The organism is Butyrivibrio sp. XPD2006, assembly GCF_000420865.1.
Classification (GTDB): Bacteria; Bacillota; Clostridia; order Lachnospirales; family Lachnospiraceae; genus Butyrivibrio.
Window position 1 is genome coordinate 156,084 of the sequence record NZ_ATVT01000007.1, and the last position, 18,895, is coordinate 174,978.

18 protein-coding genes are annotated in these 18,895 nt (G+C 44.8%); all 18 read right to left on the reverse strand.

Translation table 11 applies throughout. The annotated features are described in order from the left end of the window. Nucleotides 1–29 precede the first annotated feature (29 nt). The 18 genes from G590_RS19105 to G590_RS0110040 all read right to left on the reverse strand — a co-directional run bounded on the left by G590_RS19105 (nucleotide 30) and on the right by G590_RS0110040 (nucleotide 18,886). The gene (locus tag G590_RS19105; RefSeq protein ID WP_022765516.1) at nucleotides 30–608 is read right to left on the reverse strand and encodes a DUF6033 family protein; all 579 of its coding nucleotides are present in this window, start codon (nucleotides 606–608) and stop codon (nucleotides 30–32) included. Continuing rightward, nucleotides 605–1,261, reverse strand: a complete 657-nt coding sequence (locus G590_RS19110; protein ID WP_022765517.1) for a hypothetical protein — start codon at nucleotides 1,259–1,261, stop codon at nucleotides 605–607. The genes G590_RS19105 and G590_RS19110 overlap by 4 nt, the downstream gene beginning before the upstream one ends. A gap of 58 nt (nucleotides 1,262–1,319) precedes the next feature. Beyond that, entirely contained in the window at nucleotides 1,320–2,171 is an 852-nt protein-coding gene (locus G590_RS0109965; RefSeq protein WP_022765518.1) for a hypothetical protein, read from the reverse strand. Between the two features lie 58 nt (nucleotides 2,172–2,229). Then, nucleotides 2,230–3,486, reverse strand: coding sequence for a M56 family metallopeptidase (locus G590_RS0109970; protein WP_196802482.1), 1,257 nt, complete (start codon nucleotides 3,484–3,486; stop codon nucleotides 2,230–2,232). 27 nt (nucleotides 3,487–3,513) lie between these two features. Next, complete coding sequence (locus G590_RS0109975) at nucleotides 3,514–3,909, reverse strand: BlaI/MecI/CopY family transcriptional regulator (RefSeq protein ID WP_022765520.1); 396 nt, start codon at nucleotides 3,907–3,909, stop codon at nucleotides 3,514–3,516. 144 nt (nucleotides 3,910–4,053) lie between these two features. After that, a complete protein-coding gene (locus G590_RS0109980; RefSeq protein WP_022765521.1) occupies nucleotides 4,054–4,233 on the reverse strand; it encodes a hypothetical protein in 180 nt (59 codons plus the stop codon). 59 nt (nucleotides 4,234–4,292) lie between these two features. Beyond that, a complete protein-coding gene (locus G590_RS0109985) occupies nucleotides 4,293–5,219 on the reverse strand; it encodes a DUF1848 domain-containing protein (RefSeq protein ID WP_022765522.1) in 927 nt (308 codons plus the stop codon). A gap of 1 nt (nucleotide 5,220) precedes the next feature. Then, nucleotides 5,221–7,116 carry a substrate-binding domain-containing protein gene (locus G590_RS0109990; RefSeq protein ID WP_022765523.1) on the reverse strand — a complete coding sequence of 632 codons (1,896 nt, stop codon included), beginning with the start codon at nucleotides 7,114–7,116 and terminating at the stop codon, nucleotides 5,221–5,223. Beyond that, nucleotides 7,113–8,894, reverse strand: a complete 1,782-nt coding sequence (locus G590_RS0109995; RefSeq protein WP_022765524.1) for a cache domain-containing sensor histidine kinase — start codon at nucleotides 8,892–8,894, stop codon at nucleotides 7,113–7,115. The genes G590_RS0109990 and G590_RS0109995 overlap by 4 nt, the downstream gene beginning before the upstream one ends. 31 nt (nucleotides 8,895–8,925) lie before the next feature. Next, the gene (gene yjfF / locus G590_RS0110000; protein WP_022765525.1) at nucleotides 8,926–9,930 is read right to left on the reverse strand and encodes a galactofuranose ABC transporter, permease protein YjfF; all 1,005 of its coding nucleotides are present in this window, start codon (nucleotides 9,928–9,930) and stop codon (nucleotides 8,926–8,928) included. Continuing rightward, nucleotides 9,927–10,964: an ABC transporter permease gene (locus tag G590_RS0110005; protein ID WP_022765526.1), complete on the reverse strand. Its 1,038-nt coding sequence runs from the start codon at nucleotides 10,962–10,964 to the stop codon at nucleotides 9,927–9,929. The genes yjfF and G590_RS0110005 overlap by 4 nt, the downstream gene beginning before the upstream one ends. Next, nucleotides 10,964–12,463, reverse strand: a complete 1,500-nt coding sequence (locus G590_RS0110010; RefSeq protein ID WP_035763044.1) for a sugar ABC transporter ATP-binding protein — start codon at nucleotides 12,461–12,463, stop codon at nucleotides 10,964–10,966. The genes G590_RS0110005 and G590_RS0110010 overlap by 1 nt, the downstream gene beginning before the upstream one ends. 97 nt (nucleotides 12,464–12,560) lie before the next feature. Beyond that, a complete protein-coding gene (locus G590_RS0110015; protein ID WP_022765528.1) occupies nucleotides 12,561–13,604 on the reverse strand; it encodes an ABC transporter substrate-binding protein in 1,044 nt (347 codons plus the stop codon). 310 nt (nucleotides 13,605–13,914) lie between these two features. After that, nucleotides 13,915–15,132, reverse strand: coding sequence for a response regulator transcription factor (locus tag G590_RS0110020; protein WP_022765529.1), 1,218 nt, complete (start codon nucleotides 15,130–15,132; stop codon nucleotides 13,915–13,917). Between the two features lie 135 nt (nucleotides 15,133–15,267). After that, nucleotides 15,268–15,801, reverse strand: coding sequence for a DUF308 domain-containing protein (locus G590_RS0110025; protein WP_022765530.1), 534 nt, complete (start codon nucleotides 15,799–15,801; stop codon nucleotides 15,268–15,270). Next, nucleotides 15,798–16,916: a DUF6765 family protein gene (locus tag G590_RS0110030; RefSeq protein ID WP_022765531.1), complete on the reverse strand. Its 1,119-nt coding sequence runs from the start codon at nucleotides 16,914–16,916 to the stop codon at nucleotides 15,798–15,800. The genes G590_RS0110025 and G590_RS0110030 overlap by 4 nt, the downstream gene beginning before the upstream one ends. A gap of 2 nt (nucleotides 16,917–16,918) precedes the next feature. Then, a complete protein-coding gene (locus tag G590_RS0110035; RefSeq protein ID WP_022765532.1) occupies nucleotides 16,919–18,070 on the reverse strand; it encodes a GGDEF domain-containing protein in 1,152 nt (383 codons plus the stop codon). Nucleotides 18,071–18,187: 117 nt separating this feature from the next. Then, nucleotides 18,188–18,886 carry an MgtC/SapB family protein gene (locus G590_RS0110040; RefSeq protein WP_022765533.1) on the reverse strand — a complete coding sequence of 233 codons (699 nt, stop codon included), beginning with the start codon at nucleotides 18,884–18,886 and terminating at the stop codon, nucleotides 18,188–18,190. Between the last annotated feature and the right edge of the window lie 9 nt (nucleotides 18,887–18,895).

An 18,895-nucleotide genomic window follows, 5' to 3' on the forward strand; every position in this document is an offset into this window, starting at 1 on the left:
TAGATTCTTTAATGTCATGAATAGCTTCCTCAGGCTCTGGCATCAAAATTTCCAAATGAATTAAATTGCGTTTGTTCAAACAACCTTTCGGATAACTTTTTGGTCAGGTCCTCTAAGTCTTTTCCATGTATCTCCATAGAACGCATACTTCCTTGCGCTTCCAAGGCTTTTTGTTCCTTCTCAAGCCTCTTTTCCGCTTTCTTCTGCTCAGCTTTTTTCTCTTTAACCCTTTCAAGCCATTTGTCTATCTCATGATCGTTTCCCCCGCCATCCGTCACAGTAAGTGTGCACATAGTGCTGTACTCTTCACCAAATTCGATAGTTACAGACTTAAGTGTAGCCCCATGTGCTTTTGCGGACTCCTGAGCTGCTTTGATGTAATCCGGGGCTTTCGCCAGCTCTCTTTCAAGCCATGCGCCTGTCTTCTCGTCTGCCATAGCCTTTTTTAGAAGTCCACCCGTGACAGAGACAGCTGAATTTGGTCCCGGAGTCAGACACCCGAATTTCTGCGTCAGATAGTTAGAATACTCTTTAACTGTATTTGGCTTCTTCCGGGTTAATTCATTCCCGGTCACCGGGTACCTATCGGATAGGCCTGCAATCTTCATACTTCTGTTCCTTTCTCTTTTGAGCTGTAGTAGTCCTCAAACAGCTTGTTTGCTGCATTCAAAGTTTCCTTGCAGATTGCCGGAAGCTCTCTTCCCCAGGTCTTTTTTGCCTGCTTGAAGCCCTTCTCCATGGCCTTTTGCATCTCCTTCATCTTGTCAACGTCATCGCCGGCAAGAGCTGATGCGAAATCAAAGAGCCTTTGGGAAGTCTGCTTTACGCCGTAATAGCCGTCTTCTGAAATATCTTTTTGCGCCTGAGCCTTAGTCGCAGCATCAACCTTGAAGTTGCCTCCTGCAAGCTGCCTCCAGAAGTCATCACCCTTGGCTGTTCCATAAGCTCCCACCTGGCCTTGCAGCGTCTTTTGCACAATTGAGATCAGATTGTTTCTCTGCTGCTCCTCGGCGGCCTTGAGCTGCCGGACTATAGCTGCCCGGTCTTCTTTGGACTTCTTATAGATAGCCTTTTCGTCATCCTTCTCGCTCTTTGCCAATTGCGCATTGGCATCCTGCTTTTCATAGATAACTCCCGGCTGTGCGACAGAAGATGCTTTCTCCTTTTCCTTATCATCATCCTTGATCCACGCCGGCTCGGTATTACCACTAATGCCAACTAAATTATTCGTTCCATAATTTGTGTTGATTCCTATGCTCATAAATGTTACCTCCTTGTATTTGTTAACATCTGTTAATCTATTTATCAAAAAAAATATCTCACACCTCTATATCAAACGTACCGCCTGTTTCTGCCGGTGCGCTTGTCGTTCCTGCATCTGTCACTGTCATGTCCACACCTCCCAGCGATAGCATCACTCCGCTGTCATATGCCCCTGCTCCTGCAAAAGAGCTTTTTCCTGCATTTTCTTTCTCCGACTGGAGCCTGTCAAACAGTGCCTTCAAATACTTTAGATCTGCCTTCAATATGTCTCTGGCTTCATCCGATCTGTGCTTGACCTTGAGCTGCTCTAAGTCCTCCGGCGTCATGGATCCTGAAAGTGCCTCTGCCATTTCATCAAGCTCCTCGTCCAGCTCTACCGTCTCTTCCGCCATTTCCATCATCTCATCGGCGCTGAGCTCCAACTTTTCCATAAGGGCTTCAAACTCGGCCTGCTCAAGCTCTTTTATCTCCTCTTCCGAGGCTGCTTCATCCGGCGCTTCCTCCGGCTCTACAGGCATTTCCTCCTCAGCCTTGATATTTCTCTCTGCAGTTTCTTCCATTTTCAGGTTCTTCTTTTTCTTATCACATGCTCTTTGAACCATCTCTGCGTGAAGGATTGCCCGCAGTACCTCTTCTTCATCCACATCCCCGTTCTTAAGCTGCTTTTTCAAAAGACCTATCTTAGCCCTGATACTGTTTGATACCTGCATGGCTTTTGTGGAGGTCTTGGCCTGCAAAACCTGGGATGAAACCTGCTTAAAGCTGTACAGCGCAGGCTTCTTTTTCTTACCGGTCTGCTTGGTAGGTCTGCAGATTCCGATGGTTCCGACATGATTACCATATGCATCATAAAGTCTTTTTCTGTAATGAGTTGTGTTGCCACTCACAGTAACTTCCCATCCGTTCACGTAACCACCTCCTGTTCCGAGGATTCAAAAAATGATCCCTTACCTCCGTCCCCAGGGGTCATAACCACATGATGAGGCGCTCAAAGATGTCGATGTCTGAGTGATTGGGGATAATGATGATGTTCTCGTTGATATCTTTTGCATTGAGCTCTCCCCAGCTTACGCTGCCACCGATTCCCGGGATTTTGTAGTAGCCACCCACTGAGAAATAGAACCATCCATCGCCACTCTTGGCTTCAGGGTACTGCTCAAGAAGGGCTTGGGCGTTTATTGATATATACTCGTCGTCATAATATGTCACAATAGTCTGGTCATCATCTACAAATATAGAGTCCGGATCGCCTGTATAACACATGGAACAGACCTGTCCCATGTCATTGGTTCTCTTATAGGAATTAGCCTTTATAAGTCCGATCGCAGCACAAACCACCATCACTAGGATTACAGTCCCGCTCAGCACAGCTTTCGGATTGTATGCCCTTTCCCTTACTATCAGCTCAAGTCTCTTTCTCAAGGCCCTGTAATTATCATCCGTGGTAAAAGACATTCCGCTTTCATATCCAACCTTTCTCCCGCTATCAGACATGTCTTTTGCACAGTCGAGAATTACGCGCCCGTAAAATCCCGTATTGATGTTGTTTCTCTGTATCGTCACCAGATCACAAATATCTTCGAGATCTCTTTTCAAATATCGAACACCTAAATGAAGCAAAGCATTGGGCCAGAGGAGAGTCCGCAGTATATCGTAAGCCAGCAATATCCACAGATGTCCGAGCTTTATATGCGTCTCTTCATGCTTTATCACAACGCCTCTTTCTGCACCTTGTAAGCTATCCGGCACTACAATAACCGGCTTAAAGCATCCAAAGCAGAAAGACGATGTTTTCCCCGCAAACACTTTGACAGGGTACACGGATAAATGATCTTCTGAATCGGTCATGAACCTGATAAGGCGTTTTAGTCTGACGCGCCTATAAATAAGCAGTGCTGCAAATGCTATAATCCCAGCCATATACACTGCGCATATCCATCTATGCTCTGACAAAAAGCTATACCACCTGAATATGGTATGCACTCCAATTCTTGTCTCGAAATAGGCTCTTAGTTTTCCGCAAAATAAAACAGGAATCAGCATGCACCACAAAGCAGCTCTGCCAAAGACATGCCCGGCAAACACACTGCTCCTTAAGGCCATAATAATTCCCATTACAAAAAACGATATGATCGCACAAAAACCAAGTATGGTCGAATAATAAACGCATACAAATTCAAAGACCATATGCAGTTGTTCAAAGAACATTTGCATTCCCTGCATAACTGCTACCTCGCTCATCCATGAGACTTATATATCTTTCCTGGCTTTTTTGAGGATGTCCTCAAGCTCTTTTATCTGTTCCGCCGAGAGCTTGCCTCCCTCCAACAAAGTAAAAGCGGCTGAGAGTCTGTTTCCCTCAAAATAATTCTCCACAAAAGCGCTGCTCTTGGCTCTCCTGCACTCATCTCTGCCTCTTGCAGCACTGTAGTGATAAACCCTGGCATCATCGGGATCGACAGTAAACTTAAGCATTCCTTTTTTGCACAGCCTGTTTATCAAAACCCTTACCATCCTCTGGTTCATCTTGGAAGATTTTGGCAGTGCATCAGCTATCTCCGCAGAGGTAAGATCATGCCCGCATCTCCAAAGCGTCTCCATGATCATCCATTCACTTTCACTTGGAAGCATCTCTTCTTTTGGCATAATAGTCCCCCTTTTTCTATTTCATTATTATTATCGGTTAACATCTGTTAATTGTTAATACCTGTTATCAAATTTTTATAAAAAAGGCTCCGGATCACTCCGAAGCCTTGATAATCTATCCTATATTCAGTTATTACTCTTTATTTATTTCATTCCTTCCCAGAACCGCTCTTTTTCTGTGAAAACAACCGTAGACTGTTTTGATATTTCCGGTTTTATCTCCTTTTCGCTGATATCATCTGCAAACAATGCAGCCTTCTCAGGGTCAGCGTATATTTCCTCTTCTTTTGTGACACGAGTTTCGATCTTTTCTAAATCCGCCATAATCCTGCCCTCCCAAAAAGAAAAAATATTAATTTCTGTCTATATTATACCACTTATTTTTAGAAAAGGCTCAGTTGATTGTCGATGTAGGATTTCATCTCGACGTCGTGGATTATATCTCCTTCGCGATAACCGCCGATAAGGAAGGGTGAGTCCGGGTCGTGGAGCTTCATATTACGCTTAACTGCCTCTGTGTCGTTGTTGGCGTAGCAGTATCTGCAGAGATGTCCGCAGCTGTCGTAGGCGCCGATGTCGCCGGAAAGGTAGCAGGCGCATTCTTTTCTGGCAGGCTTTTTGTTAGGAACAATGAGCTTTGCTCCGATTGCCTTTTCGTATGTCTCCACCGTCATGCAGCCCCTGCAGTCAGCGCCGTACTCCGAAAGGAACTCTCCCTCTCCGCAGGGCTTTACCACCATGCCGTGTTCTCCGGCAATCTTTATGATCTCTTTTCCCAGAAAATGTTTATTCTCTCTTGAAACCGCGCAGGCCTCGGGGAAATTTCTTTTGACCTTCTCATAAAGATCGATAAAGCTTATAACAACAGTCCGGGTATACCCGTCAAGCGCAGCAGCCATCTGCTCAAAAGCTCTTAAATGGTACTCAACCGTATACCTGTCATTAACCAGTATCGGGTCATATCTCCACCCAATACTATTGATGCCAACCATCCCCGACAGTGCCTTAAAGTCCTCCAGAATCTTGTGCTTATCGGGCACTCCGGGCTCGATATCCCTGCCATAGGGCGTTATTGTCACAAACCAGTACTGGCCGTAGTCCCTTATCACATCCATATACTCAAAAAAGGGTGCAGGATTCTTGGAACAGAATCCCACAACATCCACAGTATCGGGACTAAGCCTGTATCTGCTGACCTGTTCGGGATTAAACGGGTTTCGGACACACACTTCTTTCTCTTTAAACCTGTTTGCCAGCCACTTTGGATAAAAAGCCGGAATATCGGTCCTCTGTCCGGTATTAATTATCATATCAATACAATCTCTTTCTTATGTAATCCTCTGCCACGCTCTGGTCATAAACCTTCTCATCCGTGATGATACGGAACGGCATCTGCTTGCCACTACACAGGTCCCTTATGGCCTTCATGAGCTGTGGTCCGATGATCGGGTTACACTCAACAGCACAGCTGAGCTCTCCCCTGACCATAGCCTCAAAAGCCTCAGTTGTCGCATCAACTGAGATTATCTTCACGTCATCATCAGGCTTAATTCCATGAGCCTTAAGCTCCTCAATGGCTCCAAGCGCCATGTCATCATTCTGGGAAAAGATAATGTCAATGTCCCACTCATTATTCTCAAGATATTCACGTACAACCTTCCTGCCACCATCAAAAGTGAAATCACCGTACGCGGAATATGTAATATCGTATCCGGGGTTCTCAGCCAGAATCTCCCTGAAGCCTCTGTCTCTCTCCTCTGTGGGAGATGCTCCGACATTTCCCATGATCTCCATAATGTGCTTGTCACCGTCACCCGCATCAACATTGTCTCTGACCCAGCGCATAGCCCTGCGCCCCTCTTCGACGAAATCAGCGCCAAGATACGTGGTAGTCAGATTCTCTTCCCTGTTCTCCACGAGTACGTTTCTGTCAGACATTATAACAGGAATGCCTGCTGCCTTAGCCTCCCTTAAAACCTCATCCCATCCGGTCTCAACAACAGGAGAGACAACTATAACATCAACGCCTTCTTTGATAAAAGACCTTATGGCTTCGAACTGCTTTTCCTGAGACTGATCGGCAATCTCCATATGCAGTTCAATATTAAAGTCCTTGGCTGACTCCTCAATAGACTTGGTATTTGCCAGTCTCCAGTTACTCTCCTGTCCGACCTGGGAATAGCCCACTTTTATCTTACGACCGTCATCAACAGTGTCAGCGTTGATGCGGTTTAGGTTCTCCTCCACGTTGCCCTTGTCTATGATGTTGCTCCTGAGTATGACCTGTTTGGGAACACCGCTCTCGTTATTAAGGATGGATAATGCGTAATCAATAGCTTCCTTGCCTCCGATAGGACATGACACTGTTGCCTTAAGCCTTCCCTGCGACACCAGATCAATGCCTTCATCTGCTCCCTTAAAGCCGTCGCAGTCCACTATCATTACTTTGCTTTCAAGGCCGAGTTCCCGCAGCGCATCGCATGCTCCAAGAGCCATGTTATCACTGTAGGTAAAAATGATGTCTGCCTCTTCTACGATTTTCCTGGCAGTTATCACCATATCGTAGGCAGCGTCTTTGGACTCCGCTCCCATATACACTTCATGGAGATTTATCCCCGAAGCCTTCTCAATAGCGCTCTTAAAGCCGGACAGCCTCTCGGTTCCCTGCACAGATGCTGGATTTCCCTGAAGCACAACAACATCTCCACCCTTTTCTCCAAGAAGGTCAATGATGTATGAGCCGGCCTGCTGCCCGATAACTTCATTGTCGGGACCTATGTAAAGGGTGTAATCAAATCCCTCGACAGCCCTGTCCATAACAATTACAGGAATCCCGCTGTCGTATACCTCTTTTATCTTGTCGCCCATCATTTTCTCATCACAGGGCGAAATGATAAGAAGGTCCATTCCAAAGCCTATGAGATTGTCTATATCCTGGATCTGCTTGGCTGCACTTCCCGTGGCATCTGTCGTGACAATCCTGATATCCTCATACTTGGCAGTCTCTTCCCTGAGCTCATTAATAAGAGCCACTCTCCACTCTTCGCGCATATTGGCCTGGGAAACTCCTATTATTGACGCAACGCCCTTTTTGCTTCCGCCGTCACTTATCGGAATAAAGTGGCAGCCCCCAATGGTCATCGCCATTATGAGCACCATCGCCAGCACACATAATATGTGCCATTTTGTCTTTATAACCTTTGTCAAATCGACATGCTCTCCTCTTCAAAAAAAGGTATATAAATGGATATCCTTGTACCTATATCCTGAGTGCTTTCAACTTCAACGCTGTAATTATCCCTGTATCTTTGCTGGAGTCTTTCTTTTACATAGAAAAGTCCGAAGCTCTGGTTGTCATCCACCTTTACGTCATCGGTCCTCTCCCCGGTCCTTAAAAGATCCCGCAGTGAATCCCTGGTGTTTTCATCCATTCCTTTGCCGTCATCCTCAACAGTCATGCAAATCCTGTCATCCACTCTGTGAACAGATATCCCGATATGTCCGGTACCTCTCTTTAATTTGATTCCATGATAGATGGCATTCTCAACAAGAGGCTGCAGAATTAGTTTGGGCACCTGCCTCTGCATGCAGTCCTCATCGGCATCTATTTCAAATAAAAGCTTATCTTCATATCTTGTCTTTTGAACATAGAGATAACTGGATATATAGTTAATCTCTTCCCTGATGGTAATATAATCCTTGCCGTGACTTAGGCTTATCCTGAACACGTTTGTCAGTGCATCGACGAGACTGACAATGTCTTTTGCCCCATGTTCCCTTGCCATCCAGTTAATGGTATCCAGTGTATTATATAAAAAGTGCGGTTTGAACTGCTCCTGAACAATCTTAAGCTCAGCCTTTCTCTTAAGATCTTCCTCCTGTCTTACTCTGTCCAAAAGCTCACGGATCCTCTTTATCATGTGGTTAAAGCTCATGCCAAGATCCGCAATCTCATCATGTCCCTCACTCTCAAATCTAAGAGACAGATTTCCATCTTCAGTCTGCATCATAAGGTCCCTTAAATGTTTTATCGGCCTTGTGATATTATCGGAAACCCTGACGGACAGATACTGAACAAGGATAAGCGTTGCTACAAGAATGACCGCAAAAATACCTATCATCCTGTTAAAGTCACCCATGAGTTCATCGTATGACTTGACGCTGACCGTCTTCCATCCCGTCTTGTTTGATGTCTTGTAGCGGATAAGATATCTTCCGCCGCCGATATTCACAGTGAGAGTCTCATCCTCATCCGTAAGCCACTGCGGCTTAATTCTGTAAACCACAGGATTTATCGGAGTGTAGACCATATGATCCTCTTCATCAAGGACAAAGACAAATCCCTCAGCGCCAAGCTGAGAATCAGTTATTGCTGAGGATATGATACTGTGCCCTATATCCATCAGAAGGACTCCCTCAACCTTACCTGTTTTCTTATCTTTAACTGCTTTTACTATGGAAAAGACATCGTCCACCGAATATCCAACATCTGTAGCAATGTTCCTTCCTGTGACCGTACTGATCATATGTATCCTGTCAGGATCTTCAAGAGCAGCCTTGTACCAGTTCTCTTTCTGAAAAGAGTCCCTGGATATCCTGGTGATGCCGGTGCTGATATAACGGTCCTGTGAATCCGCATACAGCATACCTGCGATCTCATCGTATCTTCCCATGATGCTCTGCATTGAGCTTCTGACTCTCAAGGTCTCAGTCTCCCAGTCATGTCCCAGATCCGAAGCTTCTATCTCATCGGATACGGTAAGTACAAGCTTTTCAAGATCTTCCATATAGGTATCCAGTGTCTGGCTTACCTGTGTGACGGTCTGGGAGGTGCGCTGCGTCACATTTTTCCTGGCCTCCCTTATAGAAAAGAGTCCGCCGACGATTCCAAGAAGCACAAAAGGGATGAGGGCAATGAATATCTGAGACAGGATCAGCTTTGTACGTATCTTGGTTATTCCGGATCCTATTCTTCTTATATTCATCACTCTCATCCCCATTTTGTACCGGTATATTTTACGCTGCTGCCAGCTCTTTGCCCTTCATGGCTTCAGCCCTTACAGCTATAATTCTCTGAACCACAATAAAGAAGCAAAGAAGACCTGCGATAGTTACCTTGGTCCACCATGTATTGAGATTCTCATAAGTAACAATTGTCTGAATAATTCCCTGGATCATTGCTCCAACAGCTGTTCCGAATACGGAACCAACACCTCCTGTAAGGAGTGTTCCCCCTATAACCGCTGAAGAAATGGCATCCAGTTCCATTCCCATGTTCTGCAGACCATATCCTGCCAGTGTATAGAAACTGAATACGACACCTGCAAGTGATGCGCAGAAACTGCTTATAATATACGCTCCAATCTTGGTTCTTGCAACATTCAGTCCCATGAGCTCCGCAGACTGTTCGCTTCCTCCGATGGCATACACTGCTCTTCCGAAAGGTGTCTTTTTAAGCACATAAAGACCTATCAGAAGGACCGCCACAAAGATGAGAACGTAATAGTATATCTTCCCGTTTAGTGCCTTGGAGTCCCCAAGCTTTATCTGTATCCTGCCGAGTGCCATAAACTTAAAGAACGGATCTGTGATCGGTATGGAAGCCTCACTAATTACTACGCAGAGTCCCCTCATAAGGAACTGTCCCGCAAGTGTAACGATAAAGGGCTGAAGTCTGAAATAATGGATCAGACTTCCCTGAACCGCACCCACTACGATACCGATTATAAGTGCCATTGGTATCACCACATAGGAAGGAATCCCACGTTGCAGGCTGTATGCCATAAACACTCCGGTAAAAGCAATCGTTGATGAAATGGAAATATCGATTCCGCCTGTAATAAGCACAAATGTAATTCCGATTCCGGCAATCATCAGATATGCATTGTCATTGAACAGATTAAGGAATGTTGACAATGAAAAGAAATGTTCGTACCTGACAGAGCCGAATATAAACATGACCAGGAAAAGAACTATTGTCATGGTAAGTGATATGTTTTTGATGCGCAGTTTTTCCTTCATAGTACAACTGCCTCCTTCTTCTTACTTTCAAGCTTTCTGCCAAAAAGCACCTTAAACTTGCCTGACTGGGAAAGGCATATAACGATTATCAAAAGAGCCTTTAAAACCCTGATGTATGCTGCAGGCACTCCCAGTGCAAGAACTGTTGTAGTGATACTCTGTACTATAAGTGCTCCTATTACGCTGGCAAATATTGAAAATCTTCCGCCCATAAGGTTGGTTCCGCCGATGGCAACCGCCAAAATGGCATCAAGCTCAATATTAAGACCTGCATTGTTACAATCTGCGCCTTTGATTCCCGCGCTCTCTATAAGACCTGCAACTGAAGCAAATGCTCCGGAAATTGTATAGATTGCAAGAAGGTATCTGTTGACCTTGATACCTGCAAACTTTGAAGCCAGCGAGTTACAGCCGATAGACTCAAGAAAGAGTCCAAAGGATGTTCTGTGGACGAACAGCAGCAGTATTCCGACAAGGAAAAGAACTATATACAGCGGGAACGGGAGTCCCAAAATATACCCGCCGTTGATGAAATAGTACGCATCGGAATTGATGGTTATGATCTTTCCGCTGGTGATAAGCTGTGCTATTCCCCTTCCTGCAACAAGAAGTATCATGGTTGCAACGATTGGCTGGATCTTTATCTGCGCTACCAGAAATCCGTTCCAGAGTCCGCATAATATTCCTGCACACACAGCAAAGATAATTGCAGCCGCCACACTTCCTCCAAGCCCCGGAAGAAGGTTGCCTCTTATGATACTGCAGGCTATGGCTCCGCTTATGGCCATGACCGAACCTACCGATATGTCGGTTCCACCTGTAGCAAGAACCATGGTCATACCTGCTGCCAGGATCATCAGCTTACCGCCGTTTCTGAATATATCTATGATCCTGCCGTAGAAGTGACCGTCTACAATGGAGATTGAAAGAAATTCTCCCCTTGTCATAACAGTGTTAAACAATATGATGGTCAGGAAAATGATAACAGGCCAGAATGCCTGATTCTGCGTTATTTTATACTGCTTATTTTTCATTACTTTTCTCCTCCTGCCATGATCTGCATTACAGCTCCCTCTGAGATGTTATCTCCTACTACTTCGCCTGCTTTCTCCATGTCTTTTAACACAACGATCCTTCTGCAGCATCTGAGTTCCTCATCAAGCTCTGATGATATGAAGAGTACAGCCATCCCCTGTGCTGCCAGGTCTATTACTATCTTCTGGATTTCAGCCTTTGTACCGATATCGATACCTCTTGTGGGCTCATCCAGCATTAGAAGCTGCGGATTGGTAGCCAGCCATCTTGCCAGGATTACCTTTTGCTGATTTCCTCCGGAGAGATTCTTTATTAGCTGATCCGCATCCGGTGTCTTTATCTCGAGTTTTTCTATGTACTCATCTGCGATTCTTTGAGCCTCTTTTTTGGATATCTTTTTAAAGAGACCTTTCTTAGCCTGCAGAGCCAGTGCCATATTGTCCCTGATGGAAAGGTCCCCGATAATTCCTTCGGTCTTTCTGTTTTCAGGGCAAAATGCAAGGTCTTTTCTGATAGCATCGATAGGGTGCTTTAGGTGCACTTTTTCCCCATTGATATACAGTTCACCGCTATTTACCTGATCTATTCCAAACAGTACTCTTGCTGTTTCCGATCTTCCCGAGCCAAGGAGGCCTGAAAGACCAAGCACCTCTCCTTTTGCGATTGAGAGGTCCATTCCGGTTATGCTTCCCTGATGTGATACACCTTTCATGGAAATCAGCTCATCGCCTGTTTTTGTTCCCTCTTTTTCTACCTGACCTTCCTTAAGAGACTGGTTAAGGACAGCGTAGTCCTTGCCGATCATCTTTGATACCAGCTCCATTCTTGGAAGTTCAGCAGTCTTGTATGTACCTACATAAGTGCCGTTTCTAAGGACTGTGATCCGGTCTGTAACCTCATATACCTGGTCAAGGAAATGGGTTACAAAGATGATTCCCATGCCTTCTGCTTTAAGTCTTCGCATGATCTCAAAGAGCTTATCTACTTCCACCTTGGACAAAGAGCTTGTCGGCTCGTCCAATATAAGCACCTTGGCCTGAATATCACTGGCTCTTGCTATGGCAACCATCTGCTGAATGGCTACGGAATAGTTGTCGAGCCTCTTACTTACATCAAGGTGCAGATCAAATTTCTTAAGTAGCTCTTTTGCATCTCTGCTCATAGCTGCCCAGTCAATTGCTCCCATCTTTGTCTTCGGAGCTCTTCCGATATAGATATTTTCTGCAACAGACAGGTTGGGGCAAAGATTTACCTCCTGATAAACCGTTGAGATTCCCACCTGCTGAGCCTCATTTGTAGATTTGGGATGGATCTTTTTCCCCTCAAGTAAAATCTCTCCCTCATCTCTCTCCTCAACACCCGTAAGTACTTTTATAAGTGTGGATTTTCCTGCACCGTTCTCACCCAGAAGAGCATGGATTTCTCCGGCCTCAAGTTCGAACTGTACGTTATTTAAGGCAATAACCGCTTTTCCAAAAGTCTTGGATATGCCTTCCATTGTTAAGAGTTTTGTCTGACCGCTCACCCTTCTCCTCCTTTAAAAAATCCGCTCCGAAGTGTAACGGAGCGGATTATTCTTACTAACTCTTTACTGATCAATAAGCTCTAGAATCGATAACGTCCGCAGCAATATCTGATGTGAATACACCGTCAACTGACTTAACCCACTTCTCAACGCTCTCACCGTTCTTAAGCTTTGCAGCTGTCTCAAAGAAAAGTGGTCCAAGGAGAGGGTTGCACTCTACTGTGCAGTTAGCCTCGCCTGCTACCATTGCCTCAAAGATTCCCTTAACACCGTCAACAGATACTGTCACGATATCTTCGCCGGGCTTAAGGCCTGCTTCTTTGATAGCTTCGATTGCACCAAGTGCCATATCGTCGTTGTGAGCATATACGCCTACGATGTCAGGATTTGACTTAAGGAATGACTCCATAACTTCCTTACCCTGTGCTCTTGTGAAATCACCTGTCTGAGAAGCAACGATCTCAATATCAGGATAGTTTGCAGCGATCTCTTCGTCGAAACCTGTCTTTCTGTCTGTAGCAGCAGAAGCACCGACTGTTCCCTCAAGCTCTACGATCTTACCCTTTCCACCGATGAGCTCAGCCATCTGCCTGGCAGCTTCCTTACCCTCTTCGATGAAGTCTGAACCGATAAATGTAGCATAAAGGCTCTCATCTACATCAGCTGTTCTGTCAAGAAGAATGATAGGGATTCCTGCATCCTGTGCCTCAGCAAAAACCTGATCCCATCCTGTCTCAACAACAGGTGCAAGTCCGATAACATCAACATCCTGCTCTATGAAGCTCTTAATAGCCTTGATCTGGTTTTCCTGCTTCTGCTGAGCATCAGCAAACTTAAGTTCAACTGTATCTGTGTGCTCAGATGCATATGTCTGGATTGACATTGTCTCAGCATCTCTCCATCCGGATTCCTGTCCGATCTGTGCAAAGCCGACTACAAGCTTCTCACTTCCTACATCTGTAGCAGGCGCATCTGCCTTGGGTGTCTCAGTCTCTTCTACTGTTGTAGCAGGAGCTGTTGTAGCTGCAGTCTCGGGAGCAGCGCTTCCACAGCCTGCGATTGTAGCAGCAACCATAGCTGCACACAGAATCGAACTAACTAATCTTTTCTTCATATTATCCTCCTTATTTGGCCCTTTCCTTCAGGCCCTTTCGTTGTTTACATGCTTTATTCTAGAGGAGGAAAACTTAAAAGTATTTAGACTGATTTGTCCGAAGTTTATACTTTTTTGACTTTGGGGAAGCAGGTGACATTTTCTCATTGAGTCGGAACAGTTATGCCCCGCAGCACAGGGATTGCACAAAAAAAGAAGGATGCAGCGGACAGTACGCTGAGCGCCGCTTTTTGGCGCTCGGGCAGCCGTTACATCCTTCTTTTTTTGTGCTACAATCCCTAATCTGCGGGGCAGATAGGTTGCAGCAAATTCACTTATTATCTTTAATTGATTGCCTGTACTCTGCCGGGCTGATTCCCAGTTTTTTCTTGAATACCAGGCTGAAGTACTGCTGTGACGTGTAACCGACGCTCTCAGCAACTTCGTAGATCTTCATCTCCTCATCATGCAGAAGGATACTAGCCTTTCGCATTCTGAGATTTGTGAGGTAATCAACGAATGTACATCCTGCTTCCTTTCTGAATATGCGGCTAAGATACGGGACTGAGAGTCCTACCTTGTCTGCCGCCTCCTGAAGTGAGAACTCCTCTCTTGAATAGTTCTCCTGCATAAGTTCAAGCACTGATTCCATTATAGAAGAAAATCCGGTGTTCTCTGAAGCCCGCGACAGTGCTTCCTGATATGTTCCGGCTATGGAACCAAATCCCGATCCCTGAGCTGTCTCAATAACGCATTTTACAGGAAGTATTCCCGAGATATAAGTAATGTACTCATCGGCCTTTTCAGCAAGTACGCTGTCATCCATCCGGCCTGTTATGAGCACAAGATTTCCCGATTCATCCCGGCATCTGCTCTCAAGGGCAAGTGATGCAAACATCTCCAGCGCAATGTTTTCCGATACAAAATACAAGAGATCATCGTTCCAGTCTCCGTTCAGTTCCTCGGTGGGCCTTGTGTCCATCCTCACCAGGATCATAGAGTAGTTCTCCGGAATCCTTAAGTTTAAGTAATTACACTCCTGAGATATCTCATCTTCCGAGAGTCTTCCGTCAATTATCTTTTTTACAAGCTCAGCCACAAGCAGATCTCTGCTCTCGATCATCTTGTCCCTGGCCCATTCCAGGTACTTCTTTTCCATCTCTTCGCCGCTGCGCCTACTAAGCGCCTCCCTGATCCTTCCAATGAGTTCATCGAAAGGATCCTCCATAAGAGGCTTAAGTACATAATCAAAAACTCCAAGGCCCACAGCCTTTCTCGCGTATTCAAAGAGATCATACCCGGTTATTATCACAACAAGTGCCTGAGGGTAGAGCTTTTTAAGCTCTTTTATGAAATCCAGTCCGTTGAGGAAGGGCATGTTGATGTCCACAAAGAACACGTCGATAACTGTTGATTTGGACTTCTCAAGAGCCATCTCACCGTCTTCCGCCTCAGCCACAACTTCAAAATCATCATAGGCCTTAAGGAAACTGACGATGCCTCTTCTTATCATAGGTTCATCATCTGCAACAAGAGTTCTGTATTTCATAAAATCCCCCAAAAACGTTTTTGAATATATTCTATCATTGTCTTCTCCTCTTGTATTTATAAAATCCAAGCCTCTTTTTATATATTTTTGCTCACAAAAAAAGCCGCTTACCCTCAATAAGGTAAGCGGCTGTAATCATCTTATATAAACAAAAGTCGTCTTTCTGAAAGACTGAATTATCCTGATGATCCCGGAATAGAATATACCAAAGCAGTACATATATACTGCGGTATTGGTTCTTCTGGCAAATACTATACAACCTATAGCGACCACCACATCTACAAGGCCATGAAACAGTTTAAGTCTCCAGGATTTTCCGCCGTTGTCCCTGGCCTCATTTGACCTCAGTATCTCCACAAGTCCGGAGAAAAGATGGATCACAGCCAGATATATCAGCACATAAATCCTCGGAACATCTGCCAGTGCCCCTGTAACAAGTGCAAAGTCAAACAGGACTACGCCTCTGTACAGGATAAGCTTACCTCCTACCATGTATTTTGCCATGGTAAAGTAATAGATAAGGGTTTCGACTCCCGAAATAAAAAGGCCCGTAGCCATAAAGACAATTATATATTTATATGCATCCCTGGGATATCTTGCCAGGATAACTGAAGTTATGACCATAATTATGCCAAATGCTGCAGTTCTTAGTTTCTGTAGTTTTGTCATCCCGATTTCCTCAGATCAAGTTCTATAGGTATTACAAATCCGGCGTGATTTATGCCGGCCTTTGATATCTCATCCGTCACCATTCCCTTCTGCTGAAGGGCTCCTTCAATGAATTTACCTATGAAGGATTTATTCTTGGAGTCATCCGGTATCAGCTCGTACTCATCTTCATATTTTGTAATATCAAAATCTTCTATAATCTCGCCCGAGAGTTCCTCTCCAAAGCTCTTCCAGTCCTCACTGGCACTTAGCTGTCTCTTTCTGATGATTCCCCTGATCCTGTCGCCGTATTTTTCCATAACAGAGGTGTCATAGGTGTCTTTTTCAAAAGAGTCCACATCGCCCCTTAAGTATCTGAGTGCATATACCATCTGCGTAAATGCCTTTTCGTAATCTGAAGGATTATCCTTTAAGACCTCCATGTAATCGCCCCAGGCAGGCATGTATTTATATTTGGCAAAAGAGTAATCGGGGAAGTGTCCCGCTCTGCCATGGCCAAGGTTCATGATTGAGTTTTCATTGGTCTGGAACAAACTGTTTGTATACAGCCCTTTTTCAATATCATCGGGAGCAGAAGGATTGTGCCTGAATCTGATAAGCCTTGCGTACTCCTCTCCGTCTTTTTCCAGTATTTCGTAAAAAGACCTGTCGATATTGTTGATGACAAGAGAAGGAGTCCCGGCAAAATACATATGTGCCCAGGTATCTGCCAAAACATGCATTGCAATTCCCGCATGCTGAAGAGACTTACCAGATGCAAGCCTTACGGTCTTTTCAATAAGGTCTCCGTTTGGCCCGCAGATAAGTCTGTATTTGCTCATATACCTTTTTGAGCGCTTTGCTTTATTTGCATAAAGATCTCTTGGAAGAAAATGAAATGATGCCCAGATCCTTGTTATGTCCTGAAGTCCTATGATATCTGTCCTGGCATCCATCATCTCCAGCTGAAGCTGAGTGGTGGCTGCTTTTGTAGGAGCCTTTATCTTGGACAAAAAGGTAACCGAACACAGATCTACAAACTGAGCGCAGTAGCATATGTCAAGGCTCTCCTCATGCGAATAGCCCGCCAGATATGCCGCGCAATATGTAGCATAATAATGAAAATCCTCCTGCATTATCAGCTCTCCCCTGTTACTGATTTTTCCTTATTCTCATTCTTTTTGGCAGTCATGAGTCCATCCAGATGATTTCTGTATTCTGCGGCGTTCATGTTGAGCTTGGGATCATAACATTCATAAATACTGCTGACTGTAACCGACTCATCCCATCCGCATTTTCTTCTTACTGTGTTCAGGCTGTTCCCGACTATTCTGATTCCCTCTTTGATTTCAGGCTCAGAAGTCTTTTCGGTCAGTACACAGAACTTGACTCCGTCAATTCGTCCGATCTTGCAGTCCTCACCGAAAGCATCCACAAGCATGTCTGCAAATACCATTATAGCCCCATCGCCTTCCTCATGTCCGAAATCATCATTGATTTTTTTAAAATTCTCAATGTTTAGTATGACAGCGCAAAAGTCCCCCTCTCCGGAGGTAGCGCTGTTGATAAGCTGTTCAAGCCTGATATCAAATCCGCGGCGATTTAAGACACCGGTAAGGTTATCAATATTTACATCATTGCTCTGGAAGCTGATGAATAGTATAAGACATGCCAGTGAACCTGCAGAATATGTAGCGTTCAAGCCATTGTAAAATACCTGCATTACGGTTCCGATAAGGGCAAACACCGGCAAAACATATAGTGTTCTCCTGTAATCATCAAGAACATTTTTTCTGAATATCATAAGGTAGATCGTGACAAGGAGTATGAACAGAGCCAGAAGCACCGCCCTTACAAGAAAGAATCTGCCCCTGTAATAGACGGTTCTCTCAAAGTAGAAGAACCACTTCATTCCAAATATCTGATCAATAAGTACAAGTGCAAGATTCAGCGATGCAAAGATCTGGAATATGACCTTGAATATCTTTCGCGGTTTTCTGTTCTTTTCATCCATCCAGCAGTCTATATATATCACGGAAAAGAGGACAATAAGAGGGTCTGCAAGGAACATGGCAAGATTCCCGAGAAATGCCATGATTATAAAGGATCCTCCTCTGTTCTCTCCTATTCTCGCAAAGGTATCGGCGATCACCAGCACCATAGTACAGATGATCATGTACGTATACATTCTTCCGGTCTTAACTCTGGTTCCTCTCTTCTGAAAGGCCAATATCGTAACAAGTATGAATACAGTAAAAAAGTTGTTTACCTGCCAACCTTCTATAACCATAATATGTCACCCTTCCGAAATTTCATACAACACTACTCTATATTTTATCAAATCAAAAGGGGCCTCACCAGCGTTTTGCCCGGCAAAGCCCCATTGTTTATGAATGTTTTATACTTGTTATACTTCTTCAACATAATTAACAAATTCTTCATTACTTAGCGCATTGAGCACCTCATCATGAGACCTCTTTTTGTCGAGGTCAAGATCAAGAATAAGCCCCGTATCAGACGACTGAAGGGTCTTTCCCTGGCTCTTTGTCATACTGATAATGGTAAATCCCTGATCAGAAAGCAGGTTCCTGAGTTTATTCACACCCCGGTTTTTGTTGACCTCTATATAGATGCTCATGAACTTGCTGTATCCCTCAACTTTATTGGAAAGCTGCTTTAAGAGGATGTTCGAGAATCCCACCATTATCAGGCACACACAGCCGATTTCCAGATATCCGGCACCAATGGCCATACCCATGCAGGAAGTCACCCATAGTGTTGCTGCAGTGGAAAGACCTTTGATCTGCTTTCTACCTGTTACCAGAATTGTACCTGCACCAAGGAATCCGATTCCACTGACAACTCCGGCAGGAATTCTGCTGACATCGGCACTTAGCCCCGGAAGTATTGCCAGGTAGATATTCAATGCAGTTGCAGAGGCAGAACCAAGGCTAACAAGTGCATGGGTCTTGATTCCCGCGCTGTGATGCTTGATAATTCTCTCCCATCCCACAAGGCCTCCGAATACAGTGGCGATCACCAGCCTTATGGCCACGGCGATGCTGCTCGTACCCTGCAAATAATCAATAATTGTTACTATATTCATATCATACCC